We start from the raw sequence: 25,749 nt of genomic DNA, 5'->3' as shown, positions 1-25,749 counted from the left end.
CGGTGGCGAACTTTAGGAAAACTTTCGCGGGACCGGCGCTGAAATGACAACGCCGGGACTTCCGACACGCGGATCCCGGCGTTTTTGGGTGCGGCGGGCGACTCAGCCCTTGAGCAGTTGCAGCACCTGCTGCGGCAGCTGGTTGGCCTGAGCGACCATGGCGTTGCCAGCCTGTTGCAGGATCTGTGCCCGCGACATGTTGGACGTTTCCTGGGCGTAGTCGGCATCCATGATGCGCGAGCGGGCTGCGGTCTGGTTCTCGACGGCGACCTGCAGGTTGGCGATCACCGAGTCGAAGCGGTTCTGCGTCGCACCGTAGGTGGAGCGAGCCAGATTGACCTGGGCGAGGGCGAAGTCCAGGAACTGGACGGCCACCGACGGGTCACCTTCGTCGCCGTTGGCGCCCGTCAGGGCGGGCGGCGCGCCAGCGGCGGAGAAATCCACCGCCGCGGTCGGCGGAACGCCCCCTGTACCGCTGCCGGAGGCGCCAAGAATGTTGATCTTGGTGCTGTTGATGGCAGCTTCCAGGGCGCCGTCGTTGCCGTTGGGCGTGCCGCTGGTTCCCAGGGTCGTCGTCAGGATGTCGCTTTGGGTGATGACGATCTGGTCATCCACCGTGGCGTTGGCGCCGACCTGGAACGTGAACGAGGTCGCCGCGCCGGTCAGGATCTGCGAACCGTTGAAGTTGGTATTGCGGATCAGCCGCCCCACTTCGGTCTGCAGCTGCGTGAACTCGTTGTTCAGCGCCGCGCGGTCCTGCACGTTGTTGGTGCCGTTGGCGGCCTGCACGGCCAGTTCACGCATGCGTTGCAGCATGTCGCCAACCTTGCCGAGCGAGCCTTCAGCCGTCTGCGCCAGCGAGATGCCGTCATTGGCATTGCGCATGGCAACCGACATGCCACGGACCTGGGTGTTCATCCGTTCGGCGATCGCCAGACCGGCGGCGTCGTCCTTGGCGGAATTCACACGCATGCCAGAAGACAGGCGCTGCATCGACACCGCCAGCAGCCCTTGGGAACTGTTCAGGTTCCGCTGCGCGTTCATCGATGCGATGTTGGTATTGATCGTCTGGGGCATTTAAGCACTCCTGCAACAGCCCGGTTGATTCCGGTGTCCGCGCCGCAGAAGTCAGCGACGCGATGGAGTGAATTGTGTTGGTGCCCTGCGCAGGTCAAACCCGCGAACAACGGTCAAAACCACGGCTATTAAGGAAGCGTTGTTCAACGCTTCTCAAGCCCGTGCCGGCGGTGCCCCACCGCCGGCGGCCTTGCTTCTATCAGCCGCCGCGCAGCAGCGTCAGCACCTGCTGGGGCAGTTGGTTGGCCTGCGAGATCATCGCCGTGCCGGCCTGCTGCAGGATCTGCGCACGGCTCAGATTGGCGGTTTCGCTGGCGTAGTCAGCGTCCATGATGCGGCTGCGCGCGGCCGACTGGCTTTCCACCGACACCTGCAGGCTGGAGATGACGGCGTCGAAGCGGTTCTGGGCGGCACCGAAGGTGGAGCGGGCCGTGTTCACCTGGGACAGCGCCTGGTCGATCTTGGCGACCGAGTCCAGCGCACCTTTGGTGCCTGTGCCGGTGTAGAGATCGAAGGTGGCGCCGGTACCGGCCGCGCCGACCAGCAGGATGTCGGTGTTGGTCGTGTTGGTGACCTCGGCCAGGGCGCCCTGGTTGGTGCTGGCAGCGGTGGCGGCATTCAGGATGTCGGCACCGGTGATCGTGATGGTGTCGTTGGCCGTCGCGTTGGCGCCCACCTGGAAGGTGGTGGCTGCGGAGCCCGTCAGGATGGAGTTGCCGTTGAAGTTGGTGTTGCTGGACAGGCGCGTGATTTCGGACTGCAGCAGCGAGAATTCATTGTTCAGCGCAGTGCGGTCGTCGATGTTGTTCGTGCCGTTGGCTGATTGAACGGCCAGTTCACGCATGCGCTGCAGCATGTCGCCGATCTTGCCCAGTGCGCCTTCAGCGGTCTGCGCAAAGGAGATGCCATCGTTGGCGTTGCGGATGGCCACGCTCATGCCGCGCACCTGGGTGTTCATGCGTTCGGCGATGGCCAGGCCAGCGGCGTCGTCCTTGGCCGAGTTGACACGCAGGCCCGACGAGAGGCGCTGCATGCTGACCATCAGCGAGCCCTGCGAGGCGGACGTGTTGCGCTGAGCGTTCAGCGAGGCGAGGTTGGTGTTGATGATTGCGGACATGGCGCGTTCCTTTCAGTGCCAATAGGTTGAATCCGAGCCCTGGGCAGCCGGCGCATGGGGCCTTGTGGCCTGTTGCTTGGGCTGACGAGCTGGGACCCGTTGAAACCGTTATCGGACCGGTCGGGGGAACGCTTGAGAGTGATCCTTTGTAAAACGGGCCGCTCAATCTCGCGAATTGCGGGGTGATTGGCGGCCTTTTAAGGTGCTTGAGCTGGCGGGCTTTGCCCTCGGGGGTCGACGACGACGGCTGTCGCGTCGGAGCTCAGGGCCAGCGTCGAGGCTGGCCCAGGATCATCGAAGAAGCGACAGCACTTGCTGCGGTTGCTGGTTGGCTTGGGCAATCATGGCCGTACCCGCCTGCTGCAGGATCTGCGCGCGGCTCAGGTTGGCGGTTTCCATGGCGTAGTCGGCATCCATGATGCGGCTGCGGGCGGCGGACTGGTTTTCGACCGCGGTGCCCAGGCTTTCGATCACGGCGTCGAAGCGGTTCTGGGCGGCGCCGAAGGTCGAACGGGCCACGTTGACCTGGGCGATGGCCTGGTCGATCTTGGCGATCGAATCCAGGGCGCCCTTGGTGCCGGTGCCGGTGTAGGCATCGAAGGTCGCGCCGGTGCCGGCCGCGCCCACGTTCGAGATGTCGGTGTTGGTCGTGTTGGCCACTTCAGCCAGGGCGCCGTCGTTCTTGCCGACTGCCGTGGTGGTGCCCAGCATGTTCTGGCCGCTGATGGTGATGGTGTCGTTGGCCGTCGCGTTGGCACCGACCTGGAAGTTGAACGACGTCGTGTTGGTCAGCACCGCCTGGCCGTTGAAGGTCGTGTTGGTGCTCAGGCGGGTGATTTCGCTCTGCAACTGCGTGAACTCGTTGTTCAGCGCGGTGCGGTCGTCGGTGTTGTTGGTGCCGTTGGCGGACTGCACGGCCAGTTCACGCATGCGCTGCAGCATGTCGTTGACTTTGCCCAGGGCGCCTTCAGCCGTCTGCGACAGCGAAATACCGTCGTTGGCGTTACGGATGGCGACATTCATTCCCTTGACCTGGGAATTCATGCGTTCCGCGATGGCCAGGCCGGCGGCGTCGTCACGTGCGGAGTTCACCCGCAGGCCGGACGACAGACGTTGCATGGAGGTGGCCAGCGAGCTTTGTGCGGAGCTGGCATTGCGCTGCGCGTTGAGCGACAGCAGGTTGGTATTGATAACTGCGGGCATGATGCGCTTCCTTTTAGCTAGAGATGACCCGGCAAAGCGCCGGCGAAGACCCGAGTGCCCGGGTGAGGCACCCGTGCTGCCCACGCAGACTCGCCTTACTAACTAATAGGCAAGCCCTTGTGGCTACGCCCGACGCCAGTCAACCGTTGAAGCTCGTCCGCCGCCTGAGCTTTGGACATCGCCTCGGCTTTCCAGCCGGACCACGGAACCGTTGCCGGCGCCGTTGCAATGGCTATCGGACGGGCCGACACGTTTCTTGAGTCGCTTTTGTCAAGGGGCGTGATCTTTTGAACAGAGGCATCTGCAAAGCCTTGTTCATCGGATCAGCCGGATGAAGATTTTTTGGCCTGCTCGGGCCTGCCTTTTCGTTGGATCGGTCGTCTGAGGCCTGCCTAAAGTCCGCTCCATCCCGGCCGAACCCGCACGCCGGACTGGAGCCTGCGATGCCCGCCTTGTCCGCCTCGACCCGTCAAAAAGCTGTTCACCTTCCCACCGCCGCCACGCCGTTGGAGGAACCCCTGATGCTGCTGGCCCGCGCCCGCAATGCTGCCTTTGCCGAGGCCGCCCGGGGCAACCTGGGCCAGGGCCTGGGCATCCTGCAGGACGCCCTGGCTGACGAGCCCATGAGCCACGAGCTGCTGGCCGACATGGGTGCGCTGCTGCTCGTGGCCGGCCGCCACGACCAGGCCGCTGCCAGCGCCGAGCGCGCGCTGAAGATCCAGCCCGATCATGGCCCCAGCCTCTACACCCTGGGCTTTGCGTTGTCCGGCCGCGGTGAGAAGAAGCGGGCGATCGAGGTGCTGACTGCGCTGCAGTCGGGCCCCGGCGCTGACAGCCTGCGCGCCGAGTCGCCAGAACTGATGCCGGTCGCCATGATGGAATTGCACCGCTTGCAGCGCGGCTGACGCGACAAATTTCACACCTTCAAGGCCCCGGCCAGCGCGAGCTGCCGGGGCCTTGGTTTTTGGGCGCCGGCAAGCCCGACGCGGCTGTAGGAATTTGGCTGACAAGACCTTCCAGAAAAGGTGACGTGGCGCACCGACGCAGCCTGATATCGCGAAAGAAGAGGGGTCAACACAATCCGTTTCACTGATCCGCAACACCCCATCACCTCTGACGGAAGCCGCCATGAACACCGACCAAATGCTCGCCGAGATCCGTGAAGCCAACCTGTCCTACCTGATGCTGGCCCAGAGCCTGATCCGCGCCGACCGCGAACAGGCCCTGTACCGCCTGGGCATCAGCGAGGACACGGCCACGCTGATTGGCACGCTGAGCCCGGCGCAGATCATGAAGATCGCTTCCGGCAACACGCTGCTGTGCGCCTTCCGCATGAGTGACGACCTGGTGTGGGGCCTGCTGACCAACCACAGCAAGCCCGGTGCGAACGAGAGCGTCAGCCGCCTGCACGCCTCCATCCTGATCGCCGGCCGCCACGAGCACGCCTGATCTAGAACCGCCCTTACTGATTCCGGAGCCACACCATGCGCGTCAAAAGCATCCTCACCGAAGCCAAGCAGATCGACCGTGCCGTTCAGCTGATCCACCTCGGTGCCCGCCTGCAGGTGCTGGAGTCGGAAACCGATCTGTCCTACGAGCGTCTGCTGCGCCTCTATAAGGAAGTGAGCGGCAAGTCGCCGTCCAAGGGCCAGTTGCCCTTCTCGACCGACTGGTTCATGACTTGGCAGCCCAACATCCACGCCAGCCTCTTCCTGAACATCCACGAGTACCTGAACAAGGCCGCGGAGATGGACGAGATCGACACCGTCATCAAGGCCTACCAGCTCTACCAGGAGCAGACGACGGCCCAGGGCCTGGAAGCCATGCTGTCGGTCACGCGTGCCTGGCGCCTGGTCAAGTTCGTCGACAACGGCATGCTGACCCTGACCAAGTGCGCCAAGTGCAATGGCCAGTTCGTCACCCACCCGCACGAGATCGCCCGCCATTTCGTCTGCGGCCTGTGCAACCCGCCCGCACGCGCTGGCAAGGGCCGCGCGCAGGGTTCCATCCAGATGCACTAACTCACACTCCGCTACCCTCTCGGGTATGTGGATTGCTCGCTGGCCGCTGCCCGCTCTGCTGAGCTGGCTGGCGGCCTGGTTCATTTATGCGGCCGCGCTTTTTGCCGGCCTGTCACCCGGCCCGGCCTTGGCGCTGGGTGCAGCCGTCGCCGCAGCCTTGGGTTGGCTGAATGGCGAGCGCTGGCGCCGCCTGATCGTCGCCCTGGGCTTCCCGGCCTCCGTGCTGGCCCTGGGCTGGCAGGGTGAGGCTTCGGGCTTGCTGTGGCTGGTGCCATTGGCGCTGCTGTGGTGGCTCTACCCGCGCCGGACCTGGTCCGAGGCTCCCCTGTTCCCGACCCCCCGCGGCGCACTGGCCCGTTTGCCGGCACTGGCGCCCCTGTCGCCGGGTGCGCGCGTGCTGGACGCCGGCTGCGGTGTCGGCGATGGCCTGCGTGAATTGCTGCACGTCTACCCACAAGCCCGCGTCGAGGGCGTCGAATGGAGCCGGCCCCTGGCCTTGCTGGCGCGCTGGCGCGTGCGCGGCGCCATGGTGCGCCAGGGAGACCTGTGGGCCGACGACTGGGCGCCGTTCGCCCTGGTCTATGTCTTCCAGCGGCCCGAGTCCATGCCTCGTGTCTGGGCGAAGGCCTGCGCCGAGCAGGCGCCGGGATCCTGGCTGGTCAGCCTGGACTTTGCCGTGCCCGATGTGGTGCCCGTGGCCAACTGGCAGCTGCCGGGTGGGCAACCCGTATGGTTGTATGCAACTGTAGGGAAAGCCGTCTCAAAGGGGCCCAATTGAAAGTACTGCCGCAACTGACGCGCGGCATACTTGCTCAAGCCCCCCGGCTCCGGGCCGATATGGCCTGAACACCCCAAACTCAACCGCGCATGTTCGTCATCATCGGCTGGGCCATTTCCATGGTCTGCATCTTCGGCGTGTTCATCGCTCACGGCGGGAACATCGGCGTCATCCTGCACGCCTTGCCCTTCGAGATGATCACCATCTTCGGCGCGGCCATCGGCGCCTTCCTGGCCAACAACCAGATGAAGGTCGTCAAGGCGACGGCCGCCGGCTTGGGGCTTTGCTTCAAGGGCAGCAAATACAGCAAGGCCCGCTACATGGAGCTGCTGGCGCTGATGTACGACATCCTGCAGAAGGCGCGCAAGGAAGGCCTGATGTCCATTGAAAAGGACGTCGAGGATCCGCACAACTCGCCGCTGTTCCAGAAGTACGCGGTGGTTGGCAACGACCACCATGTCACCGAATTCATCACCGACTACCTGCGCATGATGGTGTCGGGCAACCTGAACGCCCACGAGATCGAGTCGCTGATGGACAGCGAGATCGAGACCCACCACCAGGAAGAGCATGCGGCGGTTGCCGCGCTGCAGCGCCTGGCGGGCGGCCTGCCGGCCTTCGGCATCGTGGCCGCCGTGCTGGGCGTCGTGAACACCATGGGCTCGGTCGGCCAGCCGCCGGCAGTGCTCGGCGGCATGATCGGCTCGGCCCTGGTCGGCACCTTCCTGGGCATCCTGCTGGCCTACGGCTTCGCCGAGCCGCTGGCCGGCCTGCTGGAACAAAAGGTCGAGGACGGCGGCAAGGAATTCCAGTGCATCAAGACGACGCTGCTGGCCAGCATGCAGGGCTATGCGCCCCAGGTGGCCATCGAATTCGGCCGCAAAGTGCTGTTCTCCGGTGACCGCCCGAGCTTCACCGAGCTCGAAGGCCACGTGAAGAAGAAATGACCCCCCCCCGAAGCGCCTTCGGCGCTCCCCCCCAGGGGGGCGCACCCAGTGGCCTGGCAAAGCCAGTTCCACGGCTGCCGCTTGAGGGCGGCGGCGCTTCGCGCGCCGGAAACACGGAGACCGTCTGATGGCTGGCGACGCGAAAAAACTCCAGCCCATCATCATCAAGAAGGTGAAGAAGGGCGGCCATGCGGTGCATGGCGGTGCGTGGAAGATCGCGTATGCGGACTTCGTCACGGCCATGATGGCGTTCTTCCTGCTGATGTGGCTGCTCGGTTCCACGACCGAGGGCGACAAGAAGGGCATTGCCGACTTCTTCCAGTCGCCCCTGAAGGTGGCGATGCTGGGCGGCTCGGGCTCGGGGGACTCCTCCAGCGTCATCCGCGGCGGCGGCAAGGACCTCACGCGCGAGACCGGCCAGGTCAAGGAAGGCGAGAGCGCCGCCAAGCGCGCCAGCTACACCTTGCGTGCGCTGAAGGAAGAACAGCGCAAGGCCGAGAAGGCGCGGCTGGAGCAGCTCAAGACCAAGGTCGAGGAAGTGCTGGCCGAGAACCCCAAGCTCGCCGCTTTAGGCGGTCAGATCCGCCTGGACATGACCAAGGAAGGCCTGCGCATCCAGATCGTCGACGAGGGCAACCGGCCGATGTTCGACAGTGGCAGTGCCGTCGTGAAGCCCTATATGCGTGAACTGCTGCGCGAGCTCGGCAGCGTGCTGACCGAGGTGCCCAACCGCCTGACGGTGGAGGGGCATACCGACGCCCAGGCCTTCCCCGGCGGCGACAAGGGCTACAGCAACTGGGAGTTGTCGGCCGACCGCGCCAATGCCTCGCGCCGTGAGCTCGTCGCGGGCGGGCTGTCGGAGGCGCGCATGCTGCGCGTGCAAGGCCTGGCCGCCAGCAAGCTGCTCGACGCCAAGGACCCCAACGGCGCGCTGAACCGGCGCATCAGCATCATCGTCATGAACCGCGACGCCGAAGACGCCGTGCTGAAGAACGTGCCCGACGAGCCCGAAGCCGACGCAGCGCCTGCGCAGACCGAGTCCACGCAAGTGCCGCAGAACGGAAAAATGCCGCAAACTCAATCGTCGGCGCCGGCTCGCTAGAAACTAGACTGCGTGCTGACCCTGAAATACCGCCTGCACCCGAGAGAGGATCGCCATGAGCACTGATATGAAATTCCTGGTCGTCGACGACTTCTCCACCATGCGCCGCATCGTGCGCGGCCTGCTCAAGGAGATTGGCTACAACAACTGCGAAGAGGCCGAGGACGGCGTCGAGGCGTTGAACATGCTCAAGGGCGCCAAGTTCGATTTCGTCGTCAGCGACATCAACATGCCCAACATGACGGGCTTCGAGTTGCTGAAGGCCATCAAGGAAGACCCCAACCTCAAGCACCTGCCCGTGCTGATGGTTACCGCCGAGGCGCGCAAGGAAGACATCGTGCTGGCCGCCCAGTCGGGTGCTGCGGGCTACATCGTCAAGCCCTTTACGAAGGCGACGCTGGAAGAAAAAGTCCTCAAGATCATGCAGAAGCTGGCCGCCGCGGCCTGACAACACCAAAAGGGGACTGTCATGTCGATGGATCAACTGGAGCAGTTGGGCAAGGCCCAGGAGCCGCTGCTCGTCTCGCCCGAAGTCTTTCAGCAACTTGGCACCATCACGCGCACGCTGCACGACACCATGCAGCGCCTGGGCGTCATGCCCAAGCTGCAGGTGGCCACCGACGGCCTGCCCGATGCGCGCAGCCGCCTGAGCTACATCGCGGAGAAGACCGCCGCCGCCGCCGAAAAGGTGCTGAACTCCGTCGACCAGGCCAAGGGCGAGCACGCCGGCATCAGCCGGGCGACCAAGGAATTGGCTGCTGCCATCGTTGCCGATCCGGTGCGCGCCGTTGCCAGTGGCGCCGTGATGAACTTCGTCAAGGATGTCGAGAACCGCACCGCGAGCATTGACGGCCATCTGACGGACATCATGCTGGCCCAGGACTTCCATGACCTGACCGGCCAGGTGGTGGCCAAGGTCGTGAAGCTGGCCAACGACCTGGAAGACAGCCTCGTCAAGCTGCTGGTGCAGGTCGTGCCGCCCGAGCAGCGCGAGAAGGTCGACCCGACCATCCTGCAGGGCCCGGTCGTCAACGCCGAGGGTCGTACCGACGTCGTCACGAACCAGGGCGAGGTCGACGATCTGCTGGCCAGTCTCGGCTTCTGAAGCGCTTCGCGCTCCCCGCATCAAGCCCGCCGTTCGGCGGGCTTTTTCTTGTCCCGAAATGGGTGATGCCGCTCGCTGGGTGGGCGGCAGGCTTCTGCTACAAACGCCGCCGCGCCCGCAGACGGGCGGGCATCAACAACATCAGGGAAGTCAAATGATCCGAATCAAACAGGGGGCTGTCGCCCTGGCGGCCGCCATGCTGGCCGTCGCATCACCGCTGGCCCAGGCTCAATCCAGTGCGCCGGACTCGCGCATCGGTTGGTACGGCGACGTTGCCGTCGGTGGCACCCACTATGAGTCCGAACCCGGCTTCATCCTCTGCCGCTGCCGCAAAGGCAGTGCCACCTCCCTCAAGGTCGGCGCCGGCTACCGCTTCGGCGTCTCCGCCGTCGAGGCTTGGTACGTGGACTTCGGCAAGGCAAATTTCGGCGCCGACTTCTACGGCCCGGCCACCTCGGCACATTTCCGTGCTGCCGTACTGGGCGGCGCCTGGGCCGTGCGGTGGGGGCAGCATGTCGAGGCCACCTGGCGCGCCGGCGCCGCCTTCGTCAATGCTTCTGCCGGCGGCAGCACCAAGCATGACGTGCGGCCCACGCTGGGCTTTTCCATCGGCTGGCGCACCACCGAAACCGCGACGCTGGAATTGAGCTGGGACTATCTTCGCGCCAGCGATGCCAGTGGCGCCCGTACCGACGCCGTGCCCATCACGCTGGGGTTCCGCCAGCGCTTCTGAACGCGCCAGGGCCGCCCGGCTTTTCTCTTTGGCGCCTCAGTCGGCCTGCGCTTCGGGCGGCAGCTCGCGGATGGCCTGATTGAGCTTGTCCAGCGTCTGTGGTTTGACTTGCAGGGAGCAGGCCAGGTAGCGAAGTTCCCCGCGCGGCATGTCGGCGAACTCGATGCGCACCAGGGGCAGGGGGGCGAATTCGGGGTCCTTGCGCAGCCAGTTCAGGTCTTCCTCGTCGATCAGCATGTAGTCGGCGCGGCGGACTCCCACCATGCGCGCCAGCTGCAGTGGCGCCAGCTGGGCGCGCAAGGGCGGCTTGGCTGCCGTGGCGAGGAACTGGTCCAGCTGCGGGCCGTAAGACACACCATCCAGAACGCCGGGTTGCAGCGAAGCATCGGCAAAAAGCTGGGCGACGCGCGGGATGGCGCGGATCTGTGCCGCGACGCTGGCATGGGCCAGCACGACATGCGGCCGGTCGCGGTGGATGGGCAGGGAGAAGCGGGCAAAGGCCTCGCGCTCGGGGTTCTTGTACAGGCCCGGTGAACACAGCGCCGCCAGGTTGGCCTGCAGATTCTGAAGCGTGCGGCGGATCGGCACCTCGGCATAACGGGCCTCGATGCCGGCGCGCTTGAGCAGCTTGGCGGTGCGCTCCATCAGGAAGCCGGCCGGCTTGCCGTCCACCGTGTAGCTGTAGGGCGGCTTGTCGCGGTACTCGATGGCCAACGGTTCCGCCTGGGCCAGGGCTGCGCCGGCGCAGGACGCGGCCAACAGCGTGAGCAGGCGGGCAGAGCGGGGCACGGTCCGAGATTAGCGTGAGCCGCGCCGGCCTCGCCACCCTGGCGGCGGCAATCCTGCACACCTGGTCCGGCGCGCTGCGGCCCGGCTGGGATTAGCCGGGCATCCACCCTGCTTTTCTCGCTCAAGTTTCAGCGGCTGCCTCGAACAATTCGGTTCAGCTGCAGCACCACCATGGCCGACCACGACGCACAGGATCGCAACTTACCCGCCTCGCCCAAGAAGATCGAAAGATCCCGGGCCGAGGGCCAGTTGCCGCGCTCGCGCGACCTGCCGCATTTCGCCATGATGGTCGCTGGCGGCGCCGTGCTGTCGGTGGGCGCGCCGCAGATTGTCGAGAAGCTGCGCCAGATGCTGATCACCGGCCTGCATTTCGACGCCCGCCTGCTGGCGCAAAAGGGTTTCATGGGCGAGCGGCTGGCTGAGATGACGCTGGCCTTCGCCGCCGTCATGGGGCCGATCGCCGCGGTGCTGGTGATCGTCGGCATCGCCAGCAACCTGGCCAGCGGCGGCTGGAACTGGACGATGAAGCCGCTCGCGCCCAAGTTCAGCCATCTCAACCCCCTCGCCGGCCTGGGCCGCTTGTTCACCGGCCAGGGGTTCGGCTCGGCCCTGAAGGCCGTGCTGCTGGCCCTGGTGCTGGGCATCGTCGGCGCGATGGTGCTGAAGGACCGCCTGGCGGCCTATGTCGGCATCATGTCCGTGCCGTTGCCGTCCGCCCTGGCCTACGCGGGCCAGCAGCTGATGGGGGGCCTCGGCCTGCTGGCCGTCGCGCTGGCGGTGTTTGCCGCCATCGACGTGCCGCTGCAACGCCAGCTCTGGCTGCGCCGCATGCGCATGAGCCGCGAAGAGGTCAAGCAGGAAATGAAGGAGGTTGAAGGCAACCTCGAGATCAAGGCCAAGATGCGCGCCATCATGCGCGAAATGGCCAAGCGCCGCATGCTGGCCGCCGTGCCGCAGGCCGACCTGGTGGTCATGAACCCGACCCACTACGCCGTCGCGCTGAAGTACGAGGAAGGCAAGATGGCCGCGCCCAAGGTCATCGCCAAGGGCGCCGACCTGCTGGCCATGAAGATCCGCGACCTGGCCAAGGAGAGCAAGGTGCCGGTGCTGCAGCAGCCGGTGCTGGCCCGCGCCCTCTACGCCCATGCCAAGGTCGACCACGAGATTCCCGCCGCGCTGTTCGGTGCCGTGGCCCAGGTGCTGGCGTACGTTTACCAGCTGCGCGCCGCCCTGGCCTCGCGCAACATGGCCCGCCCGGATGTGCCGCATCCGCATGTGCCGCCGGAGCTCGACCCGCACAACAAGCCGGGCTGGGCACCCGAGCCCGAGGAAGACTTCACGGAGTGAGCGCTGCGGGGAGAACAGCCCGGCTTTCCCGCCGTTTCTCCGGCTCAAGTTTTCCGGGCCGCCGCGAAGAATGCAGGTGAGACCAGACCTGCCGCATGAATAAGCTCACCGCCAAACTCCAAGCCCTGCTCGGCCCACGCGCGGGCATCATCGCCGCGCTCGGCGCGCCCATCGCGGTGCTGCTCGTGCTGTCCATGATGGTGCTGCCGCTGCCGCCCTTCGCGCTGGACCTGCTGTTCACCTTCAACATCGCGATGGCCGTGATGGTCATGATGGTCGCCGCCCACATGGTGCGGCCGCTGGACTTCGCGGCCTTCCCGACCGTGCTGCTGCTGACCACGCTGATGCGGCTGTCGCTGAACGTCGCCTCCACGCGCGTGGTGCTGCTGGAGGGCCACACTGGCACGGGCGCCGCCGGCAAGGTCATCGAATCGTTCGGCCACTTCCTGATCGGCGGCAATTTCGCGGTCGGCCTGATCGTCTTCGCCATCCTGGTGGTCATCAATTTCATCGTCGTGACCAAGGGCGCTGAGCGCATCGCCGAAGTCGGTGCGCGCTTCACGCTGGACGCAATGCCCGGCAAGCAGATGGCCGTGGACGCCGACCTGAACGCCGGCCTCATCAACGAAGCGGAGGCCAAGCGCCGCCGCGTGGAACTCTCCGACGAGGCCGACTTCTTCGGCTCCATGGACGGTGCCAGCAAGTTCGTGCGTGGCGACGCGGTCGCCGGCATGCTGATCTTGGCCATCAACATCGTCGGCGGCTTCATCATTGGCGTGGCCCAGCATGGCCTGTCCGCCGGCCAGGCCGCCGACAGCTACATCCTGCTGGCCGTCGGTGACGCGCTGGTGGCCCAGGTGCCGGCCCTGCTGATCTCGGTCGCGGCTGCCATGGTGGTGTCGCGCGTTGGCACGGACAAGGACATCGGCAGCCAGATCGGCAAGCAGGTGTTCGGCTCGGCCAAGTCGCTGGCCATCACGGCCGGCGTCATCGCCGCGCTGGGGCTGATCCCGGGCATGCCCCACGTCGTCTTCCTGCTGATCGCCGCCGGCCTGGGCTACCTGGCCTACTGGCTGCGCAGCAAGGAGCAGGCGCTGGAAGCCGCCAAGGCCGTCAAGCCCATCATGCCCAGCAGCGAAGGCGCCGGCGAAGCGAGCTGGGAAGACCTGGTGCCGGTCGACACCCTGGGCCTGGAGGTCGGCTACCGCCTCATCACCCTGGTCGACAAGAGCAAGGAAGGCGACCTGCTGAGCCGCATCAAGGGCGTGCGCCGCAAGTTCGCGCAGGAAGTCGGCTTCCTGCCGCCGCCGGTGCACATCCGTGACAACCTGGAGCTGCGCCCCAGCCAGTACCGCATCTCGCTGCGCGGCGCCGTTGTCGGCGAGGCCGAGGCCTTCCCCGGCATGTGGCTGGCCATCAACCCCGGCCATGCGACGCAAAAGCTCATTGGCACGCCGACGACCGACCCCGCCTTCGGCCTGCCGGCCGTGTGGATCGAGGAGCGGCAAAAGGAGATGGCCCAAATGAGCGGGTTTACGGTCGTTGATTGCTCGACCGTGGTGGCCACCCATCTTTCACACTTGATGCAAGTGCACGCGGCCAAGTTGTTGGGCCGCGTGGAGACACAAGCCCTGGTGGAACACCTCACCAAGCAGGCGCCGCAATTGATCGAAGACGTGATTCCCAAGATGGTCAGCATCGCCACACTGCAACGCGTTCTCCAGCTGCTGCTGGAGGAGGGCGTGCACGTCCGCGACATGCGCTCCATCGTCGAATGCCTGGCCGAGCATGCCGCCGCCGTCACCGACCCCGTCGAGCTGGCACGCCGCATCCGCACCCATATCGCGCCGGCCATCGTGCAGCAGATCTACGGCTCCACCAAGGAGCTGGACGTCATCGCGCTCGAGCCCGAGCTGGAGCGCCTCGTCACCCAGGCCCTCAATTCGCCGCACGGCGCAGCACTCGACCCGGGCGTGGCCGACACGCTGGCGCGCAGCGCCGCCGAGAACGCCCAGAAGCAGGAAGACCGCGGCGTGCCCGCCACGTTGCTGGTCCCCGACCTGATCCGCGCGCCCATGGCGCGCCTGCTCAGGCGCGCCGCGCCCCGCCTCAAGGTGCTCGGCCACAGCGAGATTCCTGAGACCCACACCATCCGCATCGGCTCCATCATCGGAGGCACAGCATGAACGTCCGCAAATTCACCGCTCGCACATCCCGCGAGGCGCTCGCGCTCGTCAAGCAGGCGTTCGGCGCCGACGCCGTCGTGCTGTCCAACAAGACCGTGCCAGAAGGCGTGGAAGTGCTGGCGATGGCGCCGGAAGGCATGGGGCAGATCGAGCAGATGGCCCACAGTGCGCCGCGCAGCCAGACCCGCCCGCAGGTGCCGCCGCCCACCGTGCAACCGCAGGCGCCTGCCGCCCGTGCCAATTTCGCCGACCGCTCCCGCATGGAGCCCAGCTTCGGCAGCCCCGAGGTGAGTGGCGACGTCGAGCAACTCGCCATGAGCACGCTGAGCTTCCAGGACTATGTGCGCGAGCGCGTGCTGCGCCGCCGCCAGGCCGAGATGACGGGCCAGCCCGATCCCATCGCAACGGCACCGCGGATCGCCCCGCCGCCGACCCAGCCGGCGGCTGCCTCCCTGGACGCCGCCCGCCAGCAGCGCGAGCGCCGCGCCGCCGAGGCCATTGCCGCGCTGGCACCCAAGCGCGCCGCTGCACCGGTTCAATCTCAGCCTCAGCCTAAACCTCGCCCGGCGCCGCCCGTGCTGCGCGACGAGATCCGCATCCCGTCAGCCAGTTCGCAACGCGCGGTGCCGCAGCTCAGCGACATCGGTGCCGTGGAGCCCATGCCGCTGCCCGGCCAGCCCAATGCCAGCCAGCGCAACCAGATGGACATGGCTTCCGAGCTGCGCCAGATGCGTGGCCTGATCGAAGAGCGTTTTTCGTCGCTGGCCTTCATGGAAAAGCTGCAGCGCCAGCCCGTGCAGGCGCGTCTGACGCAAAAGCTGCTGGAACTGGGCTTCAGCCCGGCCCTGGTTCGCAAGCTGGCCGAGAGCTGCCCGTCCGAGTTCAAGCCCGGCTCGCCCGCCGACCCGGCCGACGAGACCGCCTGGGCCGCCCATGTGCTGTCACGCAACCTGCATACCGATGAGGCTGCCCCGGCCATCGAGGACCGCGGCGGCGTGTTCGCGCTGATCGGCTCCACCGGCGTCGGCAAGACGACGACGACCGCCAAGCTGGCTGCCCACTTCGCCACCAAGTTCGGTGCCAGCCAGCTCGGCCTCATCACACTGGACGCCTACCGCATTGGCGCCCACGAGCAGCTGCGCGCCTACGGCCGCATCCTCGGCGTGCCCGTGCACACCGCCCACGACCGCGCCTCGCTCGATGACCTGCTCGACCTGCTGTCCAGCAAGAAGCTGGTGCTCATCGACACCGCCGGCATGGCCCAGCGCGACAGCCGCACCCAGGAGCTGCTGGAGATGCTGGCCCACCCCAGCATCAAGAAGCTGCTCGTCATCAATGCCGCCCAGCAGGGTGAAACCATTGAAGACGTCGTCAACGCCTGGAAGGGCGCGGCCTGCGAAGGCGTCGTGCTCAGCAAGATCGACGAAGCCGTCAAGCTCGCCCCGGCCCTGGACACCCTGATCCGCCACAAGCTCAAGGTGCTGGGCGTGGCCAATGGCCAGCGCGTGCCGGAAGACTGGCACCGCCTGCCCAGCGTCGGCCTGGTGCAGCGCGCGCTCAAGGGCGCCGCCTCGGGCGCCTGGCGCATGGACAACACCGACGTCAATCTCATCTTTGCCGGTGCGCCGCTGACCGAAGGCATGAGGGCAGTCCACTGATGTCCATCATGCAAGACCAAGCCCACGGCCTGCGGCGGCTGTTCGCCGCCTCCAAGACCCGCTTCGTGCCGGTTGTCAGCAATCCGCGCGTCATGGGGGCCGGCGTGCTGCTGGAAGGCCTGTGCGCGGCCTTTGCCGAGCTGAACCTGAACACCCTGGTCGTCGACGCCGGTGAACACTCGGCCAAGCCCTCGGAGCTGGCCAGCGTCGATCTGTCCAACTGCATCGAGCGCCTGTCGCCCAAGGTGTCCTACCTTGCCGCGCGCGGGCTGCCGCTGCGCCACATCAATGCCCATGGTTCGGCGGCTTCCTTTCTGGAGGCCGTGGCTGACGCCGCACCCGACGCCGACGTCATCCTGCTGCACGCCCCGGCGGCCGAACTCGCCCGCATCGTGGCCCTGCGAGAGGTGCGCCCGCTGTTGCTGGCTGATACCGAGCCCGCCAGCGTCACGGAAGCCTACGCGGGCATGAAATGGCTCACACAACGAGCGGGGCTGATGGTCTACAGTCTGCTGATGGCCTGCCACCCTCAACTGCGCGTGGCCACCCGCATCGCGCAACAGCTTCATTCCTGCGCCGACGGCTTCCTCGGCGCGGTGCTGCGCGATTGGGCCTGCCTGGACCCAAGAGCCTCCCAGCACGCACCACTCACGCCTGAACTGCGCCATCTCGCCCGCGAGCTGCTGCTTGCAGCTCCCCCGGGAGCGGCCGTTGACGCCGCCTCCGACGCGACTCCGCTGCGCCCGGCGCGCAAGGCGTCTTCCCCGTTCATCGCTGCGCATTGATCTCGCCGGAGACCAAACATGATGCCCCCACGCTCACTGCGTTCGCTGCCCCCCGCGGGGGCGCTTCAGCCCCTTCGGGCGGCCGTGCGGAGCTGACCATGTACACACCCAAAGGCCGCCTCGACAACAGCACGCTGATCAAGCAGTACAGCCCGCTGGTCCGACGCCTGGCGCACCAGATGATTGCCAAGCTGCCGGCCAATGTGGAGGTGGATGACCTGATCCAGGTCGGGCTGATCGGCCTGACCGATGCGCTGTCGCGCTTCGACGCCGAGCAGGGCGTGCAGTTCGAGACCTTCGCCACCCAGCGCATCCGCGGCGCCATGCTCGACGAGTTGCGCGGCGGCGACTGGATGAGCCGCGGCACGCGCCGCCAGCAGCGTGAGATCGAAGTCGCGGTGCACAAGGTCGAGCAACGCCTGGGCCGCGCGCCGCGCGAGGACGAGATCGCCGCCGAGATGGGCCTGCCGCTGGCTGAGTACCAGGAACTGCTTGGCAAGGTGCGAGGCACCCAACTGGTTTATCTGGAAGACATGTCGGGCGCCGACGGTGACAACGACTACCTCGACCGCCATGTGGCCGACGAGGGTGCCAACCCCGTCGCCCAGTTGCAGGACCACCGCATGCGCGAGGCGCTGGTTGCGGCCATCAAGAACCTGCCCGAACGCGAGCAGTTCGTCATGAGCATGTACTACGAGCACGACATGAATCTCAAGGAGATTGCGGCCGTGCTCAAGGTCACGGAGTCCCGCGTGTGCCAGTTGCACAGTCAGTCGATTGCAAGGTTGCGCGTTAAGCTGCGTGACTGGTAATTTACGGGGCCACTTCTTGCCGAGCCCCGGCCAATAAGCGGGGACAAATGCATGTTCAAGTGGCCCAAGGGCGGAGGTTCTTCCCCCGCCATCACTCGGGATGAGCCCGTCCGGCGAGATGACAGTGCGGCGTTGAATGTCGTCAAGCGGCTGGCCCGCTCGATTTCCACGGTCGGCAAGGATGCCGCGGAAGTGCGCGGTGCCCTGGAAGATACCCAGCGCATCGTCCAGGCCCAGAGCCAGGCCATGCAGGCCCTGGCTCAGCAGCTCAACCAGATCGGGCAGGCGCAGACCGCCATCACCACCGCCACCGCCCAGAGCGCCGCCGCCGTGCAGCGGGCCCGCGGCGCGCTCGGCGTCGTCGGTGGCGAGGTCGTTGGCATGGCGTCCACGCTGGCCCAGGTGTCGGGCGCAGCGGCCGAGATCACCAAGATTTCCCTGCAAACCCGCCTGGTCGCCTTCAACGCCGCCGTCGAAGCCAAGCATGCGGGCGATGCCGGGCGCGGTTTCGCTGTCGTCGCCGAGGCGGTCAAAGCCCTGGCCGGCCAGGTCGAGGCCTCATCCAAGGCCATCGTCAGCGCCATCGCCAGCCTGCAGGAGCGCATCGATCGCTTCAGCGCCGAGCTGACCGAGAACCCGGCCAAGCCCAGCCAGATCCACGCCGCCTTCCACGAGGTCGAGCAGGACGTGCAGCGCATCTCCGCGTCGGCCGGCGAGAGCAGCCAGCAGATGAGCCTGCTCAACGAACGCGCCCATGAGCTGGAGCGCGAGGTGTCCCAGGCCTCGCACGGCCTCAAGGTGGCCTTCGACGGCAGCGACCGCTTCCTGCGCATGTCCGAGGAGCTCGTCGAGCAGATCGCCGAGAGCGGCGTCGAGGTCGACGACATGCCCTTCATCCGTACTGCGCAGCAGGCCGCTGCGGAGATCGGTGCCCTGCTCGAAGAGGCGCTACGCGGTGGCCAGATCAGCCAGGCCGATCTGTTCGACGACAAATATCGCCCGATCGAAGGCACGGCGCCGCAGCAGCACACGACGCGCTTTTGCCAGCTGACGGATCGCCTCTTCCCCACCGTGCAGGAGAAGATGCTGGCGTTCAGCGACAAGGTGGTGTTCTGCATCGCGGCCGACCGCAACGGCTATATCGCGACGCACAACCGTAAGTACTGCCAGCCGCAGCGCCCGGGCGACACGGTCTGGAACACGGCCAACAGCCGCTACCGCCGCATCTTCAACGACCGCACGGGCCTGGCCTCGGCACGCAACACGCGGCCCTTCCTGCTGCAGACCTATCGGCGCGACATGGGCGGTGGCCGCTTCGTCATCCTGAAGGAGGCCGCGGCGCCCATCATCGTCGCCGGCAAGCACTGGGGCGGACTCCGCCTGGCTTTCAATTTCTGATCGGGAGCTACTGCACGGTGACGAAGAAGCTCGTGGCATCCTGCCCGGGCGCCACGGTCGCCCCATTGCTGCTGATCGAGCTGAACGCACCGCTGAGGCCACCGGTGGCCTGGATCAGCACGAGCTTCTGCCCCCGGGCGTAGCTGCCGCTGAAGTTCAGCACCAAGCTGCCACCGAGCATGGCAGGCCCGGCAACGCTGACATGGTCGTGGGTGACGCCAGGTGCGGTGCCGGCGATAGAGAGCGTGAGCTGGCCGGTCGCGCCCTGCCGGAAGCTACCCCCCAGCGCCAATTCATGTTGGCCGCTGGCCAGCCCCAGGGCCGCGTTGTTGACGACGTCGCCCGTGCCCATCGCATTGGCGCTGCCGGCCCAGGTGGTGCCCCCATTGAACAGCGTGGCACCTCTGTAGCTGTTGTTCTGCAGCGTGAGCGCAGCAGCGCCGTTGTGAGCGAGGCTGCCGCTGCCGCTGATGTTGGACAGCGTGATCGCGGTCGTGGTGTTCTGGACGATGAGCTGGCCGTCGTTGACGATGGCATTGCTCGCCACGCCATTGGGCGACTCGGCCGTCAGCAGGCTGGCGTCACCGCTGTAGGTGGCCTGCAGGAAGGTCGATTTGCCCTTGCTCGCATTGACGGTGATGTAGTTCAGCGGCACGGGCGTTCCTGTGCCCAGGCGCAGGATGGCGTTGGCGCCGATGGTCGTGGTGCCGTTGTAGTTCTGCGGTTGGGCGAAGGTCACGTCGTTGCCCGGCGTCGGCATGACCTTGACGTTGCCCGTACCGACCGCGCCATCCCGGTGCGGGCCGCCCCCGCCGCCGGTGATGCCCACGTGCAGAGTCACCGGTCCGTTGTAGTTGAAGGCCAGCGTGCCGCTGCGCAGGTTGATGTAGGCGTTCTTCTTGCCAAGCGTCGGGTAGGGGTCGGCCGGCGACGGCGCCGACGGCAGAAAGAAGTTGGCGTGTGTGCCGTCGCCCCATTGGACGACGCCGGCGCCGCGCTCGATGTTGATGCCGCGGTAGCTGCCGTCGTTGCCGTTGACGTCGTTCGCGCCGCCGCGGTAGATGACCTTGGCGAAGTTCAAGCTGAGGTCGCTCAGGCCCGGGTTGACCAGGTTGGGATGGTTGTGCGGGCTGTTGTCGGTGTGGCTGTAGACGCCCGACATGACGATGGTCGACGGGCCGATGGCGTGGAAGTTGATGTCGTTCCCGTAGGCCGCTTCATAGATGTTCTGCGTCACCGTGACGACGCTGCCTGGCGGGCTCCAGACCAGCCATGAGCCTTCGTTGAGGACCGCCTTGGCATTGGCCAGCGATGCAGCGACATGGTTGCTGCCGAAATCCTGTCCGACGGTAAGAGCGAGCACACCCGAGTAGGTATTGACGCCACCCGATGAGTTGCCGCCCCAGACGTCCGGGGCCTGGACGATGCTGCCGCTGCCACTGATCTGGCCCAGCAGCACGAACTGCGCACTGCTGAGGATGATCGTGCCGTTGTTCAGGATGTTGTTGAGGTTGATCTCCCGGTTGATCAGGCTCGCCTCATTCTTGCTGTCGGACGTCGCGATGATGTTGGGAGCGCTGTCGGCACTGGTGTTGGTGCCGATCTGGAGCGTGGCGCCGGGATCGATGGTCAGCACCGGCGGGTTCAAGCCGGTGCGGGTCAGCGCGTAGCCTGCGCCGGGATAGATTGTCTTTTTGATGACCTGGACTTGCTGGGCCGTCGGTAGCGTGAACGTGCTGGTGCGCGTGATGGTCAGCGTGCCCGTGCCGGCGGCGGGCATGAGGCGCAGCGTGCCTTGCCCGCTGATGACGCCGGAATAAGTCGTCGTGCCCGCGGGCAGCTTGATGACGGCGGTACCGTCCAGCGTGATGTCACGATTGGCGAGGACGTCCGCCGTGATGTCCCTGGTGGCCTGGACCGCCTGGGCGGAGGCGCCCGCTGTCGAGCTCGTGCTCTCGGCGTCCCCACCGCCGCCACAGGCCGTCGTGAGGGCGGCGCAGCCGGCCAATAAGATTCCGCGCCGGCTGGCGCCAGTAAAGGTCGAACGCAAGGAGGCTCCTGCTGGATGATCTGCGAGCGCCGGTTACCGCGCCCGCGCGCATCATGCCGGCAGGCCCCCTGCCAGCCGGAGCGCCAATTGCAACTTTCCGTTCGCCTCGGGGAACCGCGTCAAAGTTGGCGTGCAGCCTGCTTTGGGACGTCCCCCGTGCAAATCACTCCGCGATGCATGCCCGGTTCTTGCCGGTGTGCTTGGCTTCGTACAGGGCCACGTCGGCGCGGTCCAGCGCGGCTTCCAGCGTCTCGCCGGGGCGGTAGAGCGTGACGCCGGCCGAGAAGGTCACGAAGACGTCCTTGCCCTCGTGGTTGAACAGCGCACTGGACAACGAGCGCTGCAGCCGCACGAGCACCTGCTGGGCCTCGTCCAGCGGCGTGTTGGGCAGCATCAGCACGAACTCTTCGCCACCATAGCGCGCCACCATGTCGCCAGGGCGCAGCGAGGCCTGGGTGCGCTCGGCCAGCGACTTCAGCGCGATGTCGCCGGCATGATGGCCGAGGCTGTCGTTGAGCTTCTTGAAGTTGTCGATGTCCAGCAAAGCCAGGGCCACGCGAGTTGACTCCCGCTCGGCCTTGGCCTGCTCGATGCCGAAGGCCTGGATGAGGCCGCGGCGGTTGGCCACTTGCGTGAGCTGGTCGGTGTGGACTTCGTTGGACAGCCGGCGCAGCTCGCCCTCCAGCTCGTCGACGCGCTGGTTCAGCGCGGCCGCGCGGTCGTGCTCGAGGGTCAGGCGCGCTTGAGTCTGGGACACCAGGCTCTGCACGCTGCGGCTCTCCTCGACCATCTCGCGCACGGTGCCGGTCAGGCTTTCCAGCGAATCGGCCTGCTCGATGGCCTCGGCATAGCGGCCGACACTGCTCTGGAAGCGATCGGTGTGCTGGCCCAGCTCGCCGAGTTCGGCCAGCATGCGCTGGATGAGGCCCTTCAATGAGTCTCGCGCCTTGGAGCGTTCCTCGCGCAGCGCGCGCTGGCGCTCGCGTGTGCCCGACAGCAGTTCGGACACGGTGCGCACGCCGCGGCCCGACAGGCCCTGGGAGAGTGCGGTGCTCATCGCCTCGGCCTGGCCCCGGGCCCAGGAATCGTCCTCGGCCAGATCGACGAGGCTGCCACTCAGCTCGCGGCACAGGCCGCCGAGTTCATCAAAGAGATGGCGGCGGTGGTCCAGCAGATGGCGGGCGCGCAGGCACAGCGCGGCCATCTGCGTGGCGCGGTCGGGGCTGGCGCCATGGGATTTCAGTTCGGCCTGGGCGGCGTCGAGCTCGCGCATCAAGGCGTCGGCTGGCGTCGCCTCGGTCTGCGGCGAGCGCAGCGCATGGCGCACCGTGCCGTTCAGTTCGCCGCTGACATCGGCCCAGTGCAGGCTGGTGTCGACCGGCGGTGGCGTGTCGCGCAGGCCGGTGCGGCTGAGTTCACCAAAGCCGGTGCTCTCGCGAAAACGGGACGTTTCGCCAAAGCCCGTCTCGGCAAATGTGCTCTCGGAGAAGAACTGGCTGGGTGTGCCGCCGTCCTCATCCGTCTCCACGCCGCTGCCGTCGCCGTCCTTGTCCCAGCTTGCCACCAGCTGGCCCAGGCGCTTGACGAGCTTGCTGCTGTCGTTGCGGCCCAGCTCCAGCACGCGGCTGATGCCGTCCTTCTTGCGCGCCAGCGTCCAGTGCTTGCCGCCGCGCTCCAGGCCGCGCAACAGGCGCTCGATGGCCTGGGCCAGGGCCTCGGCCTGGGCGGCGGGGCCGGCCACGTCGAGCAGCTTGTCGACCTGGCGTTGCAGTTCGTCGAGCTTTTGTTCACGCAAGGCGGTCTGCAGCTCCTGGCGCGTGCTGCCCGAGGGCAGGGCCAGGCTGATCAGCTTGGACATCAGCTGCTGGAGGCGCTCGGAGACGGCGCTGGTGGCGCCACTGGCGGCCTGCGCCGGCTCGCCACCGCTTTCGATAGCGTAGGCACGGGCGTAGTTCTCGGGCGTGGGTTCCAGCCGGGCCTGGGCGAGGCGCTGCAGCGCGGCCTTGGCCAGTTGGGCCGGAGGCAGTTGCGAACGCATTAACGTTGCCCGCGAGACGTCACGTCGTTGTTGCCGTCGGCCTGCGTGATCCAGGGCGCCTTGCGTGGCAGCACGGTCTGGGCGATCCAGCGCTCCAGCTCATCGGGCGGCAGCGCCTTGCTGAACAGGAAGCCTTGCATCAGCGAGCAGCCCAGGCGGTGCAGCACTTCCATCTGGCGCAGCGTCTCGACACCCTCGGCAATGACGCGCAAGCCCAGGGCCCGCGCCAACGCAATGATGGCCGTGACGACGGCCGAGCTTTGCGGCGTGATGCCGAGGTCGCGCACGAAGGTGCGGTCGATCTTCACTTCCGAGATCGGCAGCGTCGTCAGGTAGGCGAGGGACGAATAGCCGGTGCCGAAGTCGTCGATGGAGATCTCCACACCCACTTCGTTCAGGCGATGCAGAGACGGGATGACGTTCTGCAGGTCCTTCATCAGGTTGTTCTCGGTGATCTCGAGCTGGATCGACCGGTGCGGCACGCCATAGGCGCTGACGCATTGGTGGATGTGCTCGACGAGATCGGTACGCTCGAACAGCCGGCTGGGCAGGTTGACGGCGATGGAATCGCTGAAGCCGAACTGCAGTGACCACAGCTTGGCCTGGCGGGCCGCTTCCTTCAGGGCCCATTCGGACAGCGGCACGATGAGGCCAGTCTCTTCGGCCAGCGGGATGAAATCGGCCGGCGGCACCAGCACATTGCCACGCTGCCAGCGCATCAGCGCCTCGGCGCCCACCATGCGGGCGGCGCGCACGTCGATCTTGGGCTGGTAGTGCAGCACGATCTCATTGCGCTCCAGCGCCTTGTGCAGGGCGCTTTCCAGCTCCAGCTTCTGCTTGCCGTGGCCGGCCAGCTGCGGCGAATAGACGGCCGAGGCATTGCGGCCCTGGCTCTTGACCGCGTACATCGCCACGTCGGAATTGCGCAGCAGGTCGGCCATGGTCTGGCCGTCGCGCGGGTACAGCGCAATGCCGACGCTGGCCGTGACGAAGCACTCCTGGCCGCCGACGAAGATGGGCTCGCGCAGGGCGTCCAGCACGCGCTGGGCGACCCGTTCGGCATCGCGTTCGTCGGCCACCTCGGGCAGCAGGGCGACAAACTCGTCACCGCCCAGGCGGCCCACGGCTTCCAGGCCGCGATGGCTGCGGTTGCCCAGGCCGTCGAGCACGCCTTCCAGAATCTGGTCGGAATGGCGCACGCAACTGCGCAGGCGACGGCCGACCTCGACGAGGAGCTCGTCGCCGGCGGCGTGGCCCAGGGTGTCGTTGATGACCTTGAAGCGGTCCAGGTCGATCAGCAGCAGGCCAACCTCGTGGCCGCCGCGGCGCGCACTCTCGATGGCGCGCTCGACACGGTAGATCAGCTGGCGGCGGTTCGGCAGGCCGGTCAGCGCGTCGAAGTGGGCCAGCTGGCGGATGCGGTCCTCGGCCTGGCGGCGGTCGGTCACGTCCTGCAGGATGCCGGTGTAGCCGTTGACGCCGCCCTGCTCATTGAATTCCGGCTCGGCCTCGATGTGGACGACGCGCTGGCGGCCATCGGGCAGGGTCAGTGGCAGGTCGGTGACCAGCACCGAGGTGTGGGCGATGACGTCGCGCAGCAGGCGCAGGAAGACATGGCGGTCGTCCGCCGGCACCATGCGCATGACGCCGATGAAGTCCAGCCGGTCCTGTGGGCCGCGGCCGAAGACGCGCAGGCCCTCGGCGGAAATGGCAAAGCTGGCGGCCGTGTCGCGCCACCATTCGAAGCTGCCCATGCGGGCCAGATCCTGGGCGCGCGCCAGCTTGGCCTTGCTGCGCTCCAGCTCAAGCCGGGTGCGCGAGCTGCGCAGCAGATAGCGCAGCCGGCCGTCGAGCAGGCTCCATTGCGGCGACTTGACGAAGAAGTCGGTCGCGCCGGCCTGGTAGGCGCGGTTGATGGAGGCTTCATCGTCCAGGCCGGTCAGCATCAGCACGGGCAGGGATTCGAAGCCGGGTGTGGCGCGCAGCAGCGAGCAGGTTTCGAAGCCGTCGAGCTCGGGCATCAGCGCGTCCAGCACGACGACGTCGGGCGTGCGCGTGGACAGCAGGCCCAGGGCCTCGCTGCCACTGGGCGCTTCGGTGACTTCAAAGCCGCGCTCGCGCAGCGCGGCGGCGGTCAACAGCAGATTGACCTCGTCATCGTCCACCAGCAGCACGCGCGGGCGCGGCGGGAGGTCGTCGAGGGCTTGACCGGTAGGCAGCATGCTTCTCTTAGAGCAGCGCGGCCAACGCCGCGCGTACCTGTTGGATGTCTTGGAGCATAGCGTCCAACTGCTCGGAAAGGCCGTCCACGCGGCCATCGCGCACCATGGTTTCGATGTCGGCGCAGCGCGCAGACAGTGCCATGGCGCCCAGGCTCGCCGACGAGGATTTCAGCGTGTGGCTGACATGGCGCACGACGGCGAGGTCAGGTGTAGCGCCTTCACGGGCGCGGGCGAGGTCGGGCAGCAAACGGTCCAGTGAGTTGGAGAACGCCGCCACGACGCGTTCCAGCAGCTTGTTGCCGCCGCTCGGGTCGAGTTCCCGCAGGCGACGAATCGCCTCGGGATCGAGCAGGGCTGCGGGCTGTGAGGCGGTCATGGACT

Annotated in this window: 23 protein-coding genes; 15 read left to right on the top strand and 8 right to left on the bottom strand. The window is 66.8% G+C overall.

Going from position 1 to position 25,749, the window contains the following annotated elements; translation table 11 throughout:
* Positions 1-102: 102 nt before the first annotated feature.
* The 3 genes from ASC91_RS17485 to ASC91_RS17475 all read right to left on the bottom strand — a co-directional run bounded on the left by ASC91_RS17485 (position 103) and on the right by ASC91_RS17475 (position 3,397).
* Positions 103-1,077, bottom strand: a complete 975-nt coding sequence (locus tag ASC91_RS17485; RefSeq protein WP_056199253.1) for a flagellin — start codon at positions 1,075-1,077, stop codon at positions 103-105.
* Between the two features lie 199 nt (positions 1,078-1,276).
* Positions 1,277-2,194, bottom strand: a complete 918-nt coding sequence (locus ASC91_RS17480; RefSeq protein WP_056199250.1) for a flagellin — start codon at positions 2,192-2,194, stop codon at positions 1,277-1,279.
* A gap of 291 nt (positions 2,195-2,485) precedes the next feature.
* On the bottom strand, positions 2,486-3,397 hold the full coding sequence (locus ASC91_RS17475) for a flagellin (protein ID WP_056199247.1): 912 nt from the start codon (positions 3,395-3,397) through the stop codon (positions 2,486-2,488).
* Positions 3,398-3,840: 443 nt separating this feature from the next.
* Here ASC91_RS17475 and ASC91_RS17470 point away from each other — a divergent pair, with 443 nt between their 5' ends.
* The 9 genes from ASC91_RS17470 (at position 3,841) to ASC91_RS17430 (ending at position 10,083) form a co-directional block, all read left to right on the top strand.
* Positions 3,841-4,302 (top strand): tetratricopeptide repeat protein, encoded by a 462-nt coding sequence (locus ASC91_RS17470; RefSeq protein ID WP_082532754.1) that lies wholly within the window; start codon positions 3,841-3,843, stop codon positions 4,300-4,302.
* Between the two features lie 223 nt (positions 4,303-4,525).
* The gene (flhD, locus tag ASC91_RS17465) at positions 4,526-4,846 is read left to right on the top strand and encodes a flagellar transcriptional regulator FlhD (protein WP_056199242.1); all 321 of its coding nucleotides are present in this window, start codon (positions 4,526-4,528) and stop codon (positions 4,844-4,846) included.
* A gap of 35 nt (positions 4,847-4,881) precedes the next feature.
* Positions 4,882-5,418 carry a flagellar transcriptional regulator FlhC gene (gene flhC / locus ASC91_RS17460; protein WP_056199239.1) on the top strand — a complete coding sequence of 179 codons (537 nt, stop codon included), beginning with the start codon at positions 4,882-4,884 and terminating at the stop codon, positions 5,416-5,418.
* 25 nt (positions 5,419-5,443) lie between these two features.
* On the top strand, positions 5,444-6,196 hold the full coding sequence (locus tag ASC91_RS17455; protein ID WP_056199236.1) for a trans-aconitate 2-methyltransferase: 753 nt from the start codon (positions 5,444-5,446) through the stop codon (positions 6,194-6,196).
* A gap of 89 nt (positions 6,197-6,285) precedes the next feature.
* Positions 6,286-7,143, top strand: coding sequence for a flagellar motor stator protein MotA (motA, locus tag ASC91_RS17450; RefSeq protein WP_056199232.1), 858 nt, complete (start codon positions 6,286-6,288; stop codon positions 7,141-7,143).
* A gap of 127 nt (positions 7,144-7,270) precedes the next feature.
* Positions 7,271-8,245, top strand: coding sequence for a flagellar motor protein MotB (gene motB, locus ASC91_RS17445; RefSeq protein ID WP_056199229.1), 975 nt, complete (start codon positions 7,271-7,273; stop codon positions 8,243-8,245).
* 55 nt (positions 8,246-8,300) lie between these two features.
* The gene (gene cheY / locus ASC91_RS17440; protein ID WP_056199225.1) at positions 8,301-8,693 is read left to right on the top strand and encodes a chemotaxis response regulator CheY; all 393 of its coding nucleotides are present in this window, start codon (positions 8,301-8,303) and stop codon (positions 8,691-8,693) included.
* 27 nt (positions 8,694-8,720) lie between these two features.
* Positions 8,721-9,350, top strand: a complete 630-nt coding sequence (locus tag ASC91_RS17435; protein WP_157255979.1) for a protein phosphatase CheZ — start codon at positions 8,721-8,723, stop codon at positions 9,348-9,350.
* A 154-nt stretch (positions 9,351-9,504) separates the two neighbouring features.
* On the top strand, positions 9,505-10,083 hold the full coding sequence (locus tag ASC91_RS17430) for a hypothetical protein (protein ID WP_056199218.1): 579 nt from the start codon (positions 9,505-9,507) through the stop codon (positions 10,081-10,083).
* 36 nt (positions 10,084-10,119) lie between these two features.
* On the opposite strand, the gene ASC91_RS17425 is transcribed toward ASC91_RS17430, so the two are convergent.
* Positions 10,120-10,872 carry an ABC transporter substrate-binding protein gene (locus ASC91_RS17425; RefSeq protein WP_056199216.1) on the bottom strand — a complete coding sequence of 251 codons (753 nt, stop codon included), beginning with the start codon at positions 10,870-10,872 and terminating at the stop codon, positions 10,120-10,122.
* 171 nt (positions 10,873-11,043) lie between these two features.
* On the opposite strand from ASC91_RS17425, the gene flhB reads away from it, so the two are divergent.
* The 6 genes from flhB to ASC91_RS17395 all read left to right on the top strand — a co-directional run bounded on the left by flhB (position 11,044) and on the right by ASC91_RS17395 (position 19,058).
* Complete coding sequence (gene flhB, locus ASC91_RS17420) at positions 11,044-12,219, top strand: flagellar biosynthesis protein FlhB (protein WP_056199212.1); 1,176 nt, start codon at positions 11,044-11,046, stop codon at positions 12,217-12,219.
* A 95-nt stretch (positions 12,220-12,314) separates the two neighbouring features.
* Positions 12,315-14,405, top strand: a complete 2,091-nt coding sequence (gene flhA, locus ASC91_RS17415) for a flagellar biosynthesis protein FlhA (protein ID WP_056199209.1) — start codon at positions 12,315-12,317, stop codon at positions 14,403-14,405.
* On the top strand, positions 14,402-16,063 hold the full coding sequence (flhF, locus tag ASC91_RS17410; protein WP_056199206.1) for a flagellar biosynthesis protein FlhF: 1,662 nt from the start codon (positions 14,402-14,404) through the stop codon (positions 16,061-16,063). The genes flhA and flhF overlap by 4 nt, the downstream gene beginning before the upstream one ends.
* 8 nt (positions 16,064-16,071) lie before the next feature.
* The gene (locus ASC91_RS17405) at positions 16,072-16,848 is read left to right on the top strand and encodes a flagellar biosynthesis protein (protein ID WP_200955297.1); all 777 of its coding nucleotides are present in this window, start codon (positions 16,072-16,074) and stop codon (positions 16,846-16,848) included.
* A 98-nt stretch (positions 16,849-16,946) separates the two neighbouring features.
* Positions 16,947-17,660, top strand: a complete 714-nt coding sequence (locus ASC91_RS17400; RefSeq protein ID WP_056199199.1) for an RNA polymerase sigma factor FliA — start codon at positions 16,947-16,949, stop codon at positions 17,658-17,660.
* 132 nt (positions 17,661-17,792) lie between these two features.
* Positions 17,793-19,058: a methyl-accepting chemotaxis protein gene (locus tag ASC91_RS17395; protein ID WP_056199196.1), complete on the top strand. Its 1,266-nt coding sequence runs from the start codon at positions 17,793-17,795 to the stop codon at positions 19,056-19,058.
* A 7-nt stretch (positions 19,059-19,065) separates the two neighbouring features.
* On the opposite strand, the gene ASC91_RS17390 is transcribed toward ASC91_RS17395, so the two are convergent.
* The 4 genes from ASC91_RS17390 to ASC91_RS17375 all read right to left on the bottom strand — a co-directional run bounded on the left by ASC91_RS17390 (position 19,066) and on the right by ASC91_RS17375 (position 25,744).
* Positions 19,066-21,108 (bottom strand): autotransporter, encoded by a 2,043-nt coding sequence (locus tag ASC91_RS17390; protein WP_200955296.1) that lies wholly within the window; start codon positions 21,106-21,108, stop codon positions 19,066-19,068.
* A 163-nt stretch (positions 21,109-21,271) separates the two neighbouring features.
* A complete protein-coding gene (locus tag ASC91_RS17385) occupies positions 21,272-23,146 on the bottom strand; it encodes a GGDEF domain-containing protein (RefSeq protein ID WP_056199190.1) in 1,875 nt (624 codons plus the stop codon).
* A complete protein-coding gene (locus ASC91_RS17380) occupies positions 23,146-25,368 on the bottom strand; it encodes a bifunctional diguanylate cyclase/phosphodiesterase (RefSeq protein ID WP_056199188.1) in 2,223 nt (740 codons plus the stop codon). The genes ASC91_RS17385 and ASC91_RS17380 overlap by 1 nt, the downstream gene beginning before the upstream one ends.
* Positions 25,369-25,375: 7 nt before the next feature.
* Complete coding sequence (locus tag ASC91_RS17375) at positions 25,376-25,744, bottom strand: Hpt domain-containing protein (RefSeq protein ID WP_056199185.1); 369 nt, start codon at positions 25,742-25,744, stop codon at positions 25,376-25,378.
* Positions 25,745-25,749: the final 5 nt, after the last annotated feature.

This window comes from Pelomonas sp. Root1237, assembly GCF_001425055.1.
Lineage (GTDB): Bacteria > Pseudomonadota > Gammaproteobacteria > Burkholderiales > Burkholderiaceae_C > Pelomonas.
Note: the sequence above shows the minus strand (reverse complement) of the source record. Positions and strands in the feature narration are given on the sequence as shown.

Coding starts and splice junctions, on each gene's coding strand:
- motB (WP_056199229.1), top strand. CDS start 7,271: ATGGCTGGCGACGCGAAAAAACTCCAGCCCATCATCATCAAGAAGGTG.
- flhA (WP_056199209.1), top strand. CDS start 12,315: ATGAATAAGCTCACCGCCAAACTCCAAGCCCTGCTCGGCCCACGCGCG.
- flhB (WP_056199212.1), top strand. CDS start 11,044: ATGGCCGACCACGACGCACAGGATCGCAACTTACCCGCCTCGCCCAAG.
- ASC91_RS17375 (WP_056199185.1), bottom strand. CDS start 25,744: ATGACCGCCTCACAGCCCGCAGCCCTGCTCGATCCCGAGGCGATTCGT.
- motA (WP_056199232.1), top strand. CDS start 6,286: ATGTTCGTCATCATCGGCTGGGCCATTTCCATGGTCTGCATCTTCGGC.
- flhF (WP_056199206.1), top strand. CDS start 14,402: ATGAACGTCCGCAAATTCACCGCTCGCACATCCCGCGAGGCGCTCGCG.
- ASC91_RS17380 (WP_056199188.1), bottom strand. CDS start 25,368: ATGCTGCCTACCGGTCAAGCCCTCGACGACCTCCCGCCGCGCCCGCGC.
- flhC (WP_056199239.1), top strand. CDS start 4,882: ATGCGCGTCAAAAGCATCCTCACCGAAGCCAAGCAGATCGACCGTGCC.
- ASC91_RS17470 (WP_082532754.1), top strand. CDS start 3,841: ATGCCCGCCTTGTCCGCCTCGACCCGTCAAAAAGCTGTTCACCTTCCC.
- ASC91_RS17480 (WP_056199250.1), bottom strand. CDS start 2,194: ATGTCCGCAATCATCAACACCAACCTCGCCTCGCTGAACGCTCAGCGC.
- ASC91_RS17485 (WP_056199253.1), bottom strand. CDS start 1,077: ATGCCCCAGACGATCAATACCAACATCGCATCGATGAACGCGCAGCGG.
- ASC91_RS17435 (WP_157255979.1), top strand. CDS start 8,721: ATGGATCAACTGGAGCAGTTGGGCAAGGCCCAGGAGCCGCTGCTCGTC.
- ASC91_RS17405 (WP_200955297.1), top strand. CDS start 16,072: ATGCAAGACCAAGCCCACGGCCTGCGGCGGCTGTTCGCCGCCTCCAAG.
- flhD (WP_056199242.1), top strand. CDS start 4,526: ATGAACACCGACCAAATGCTCGCCGAGATCCGTGAAGCCAACCTGTCC.
- cheY (WP_056199225.1), top strand. CDS start 8,301: ATGAGCACTGATATGAAATTCCTGGTCGTCGACGACTTCTCCACCATG.
- ASC91_RS17400 (WP_056199199.1), top strand. CDS start 16,947: ATGTACACACCCAAAGGCCGCCTCGACAACAGCACGCTGATCAAGCAG.
- ASC91_RS17430 (WP_056199218.1), top strand. CDS start 9,505: ATGATCCGAATCAAACAGGGGGCTGTCGCCCTGGCGGCCGCCATGCTG.
- ASC91_RS17385 (WP_056199190.1), bottom strand. CDS start 23,146: ATGCGTTCGCAACTGCCTCCGGCCCAACTGGCCAAGGCCGCGCTGCAG.
- ASC91_RS17475 (WP_056199247.1), bottom strand. CDS start 3,397: ATGCCCGCAGTTATCAATACCAACCTGCTGTCGCTCAACGCGCAGCGC.
- ASC91_RS17455 (WP_056199236.1), top strand. CDS start 5,444: ATGTGGATTGCTCGCTGGCCGCTGCCCGCTCTGCTGAGCTGGCTGGCG.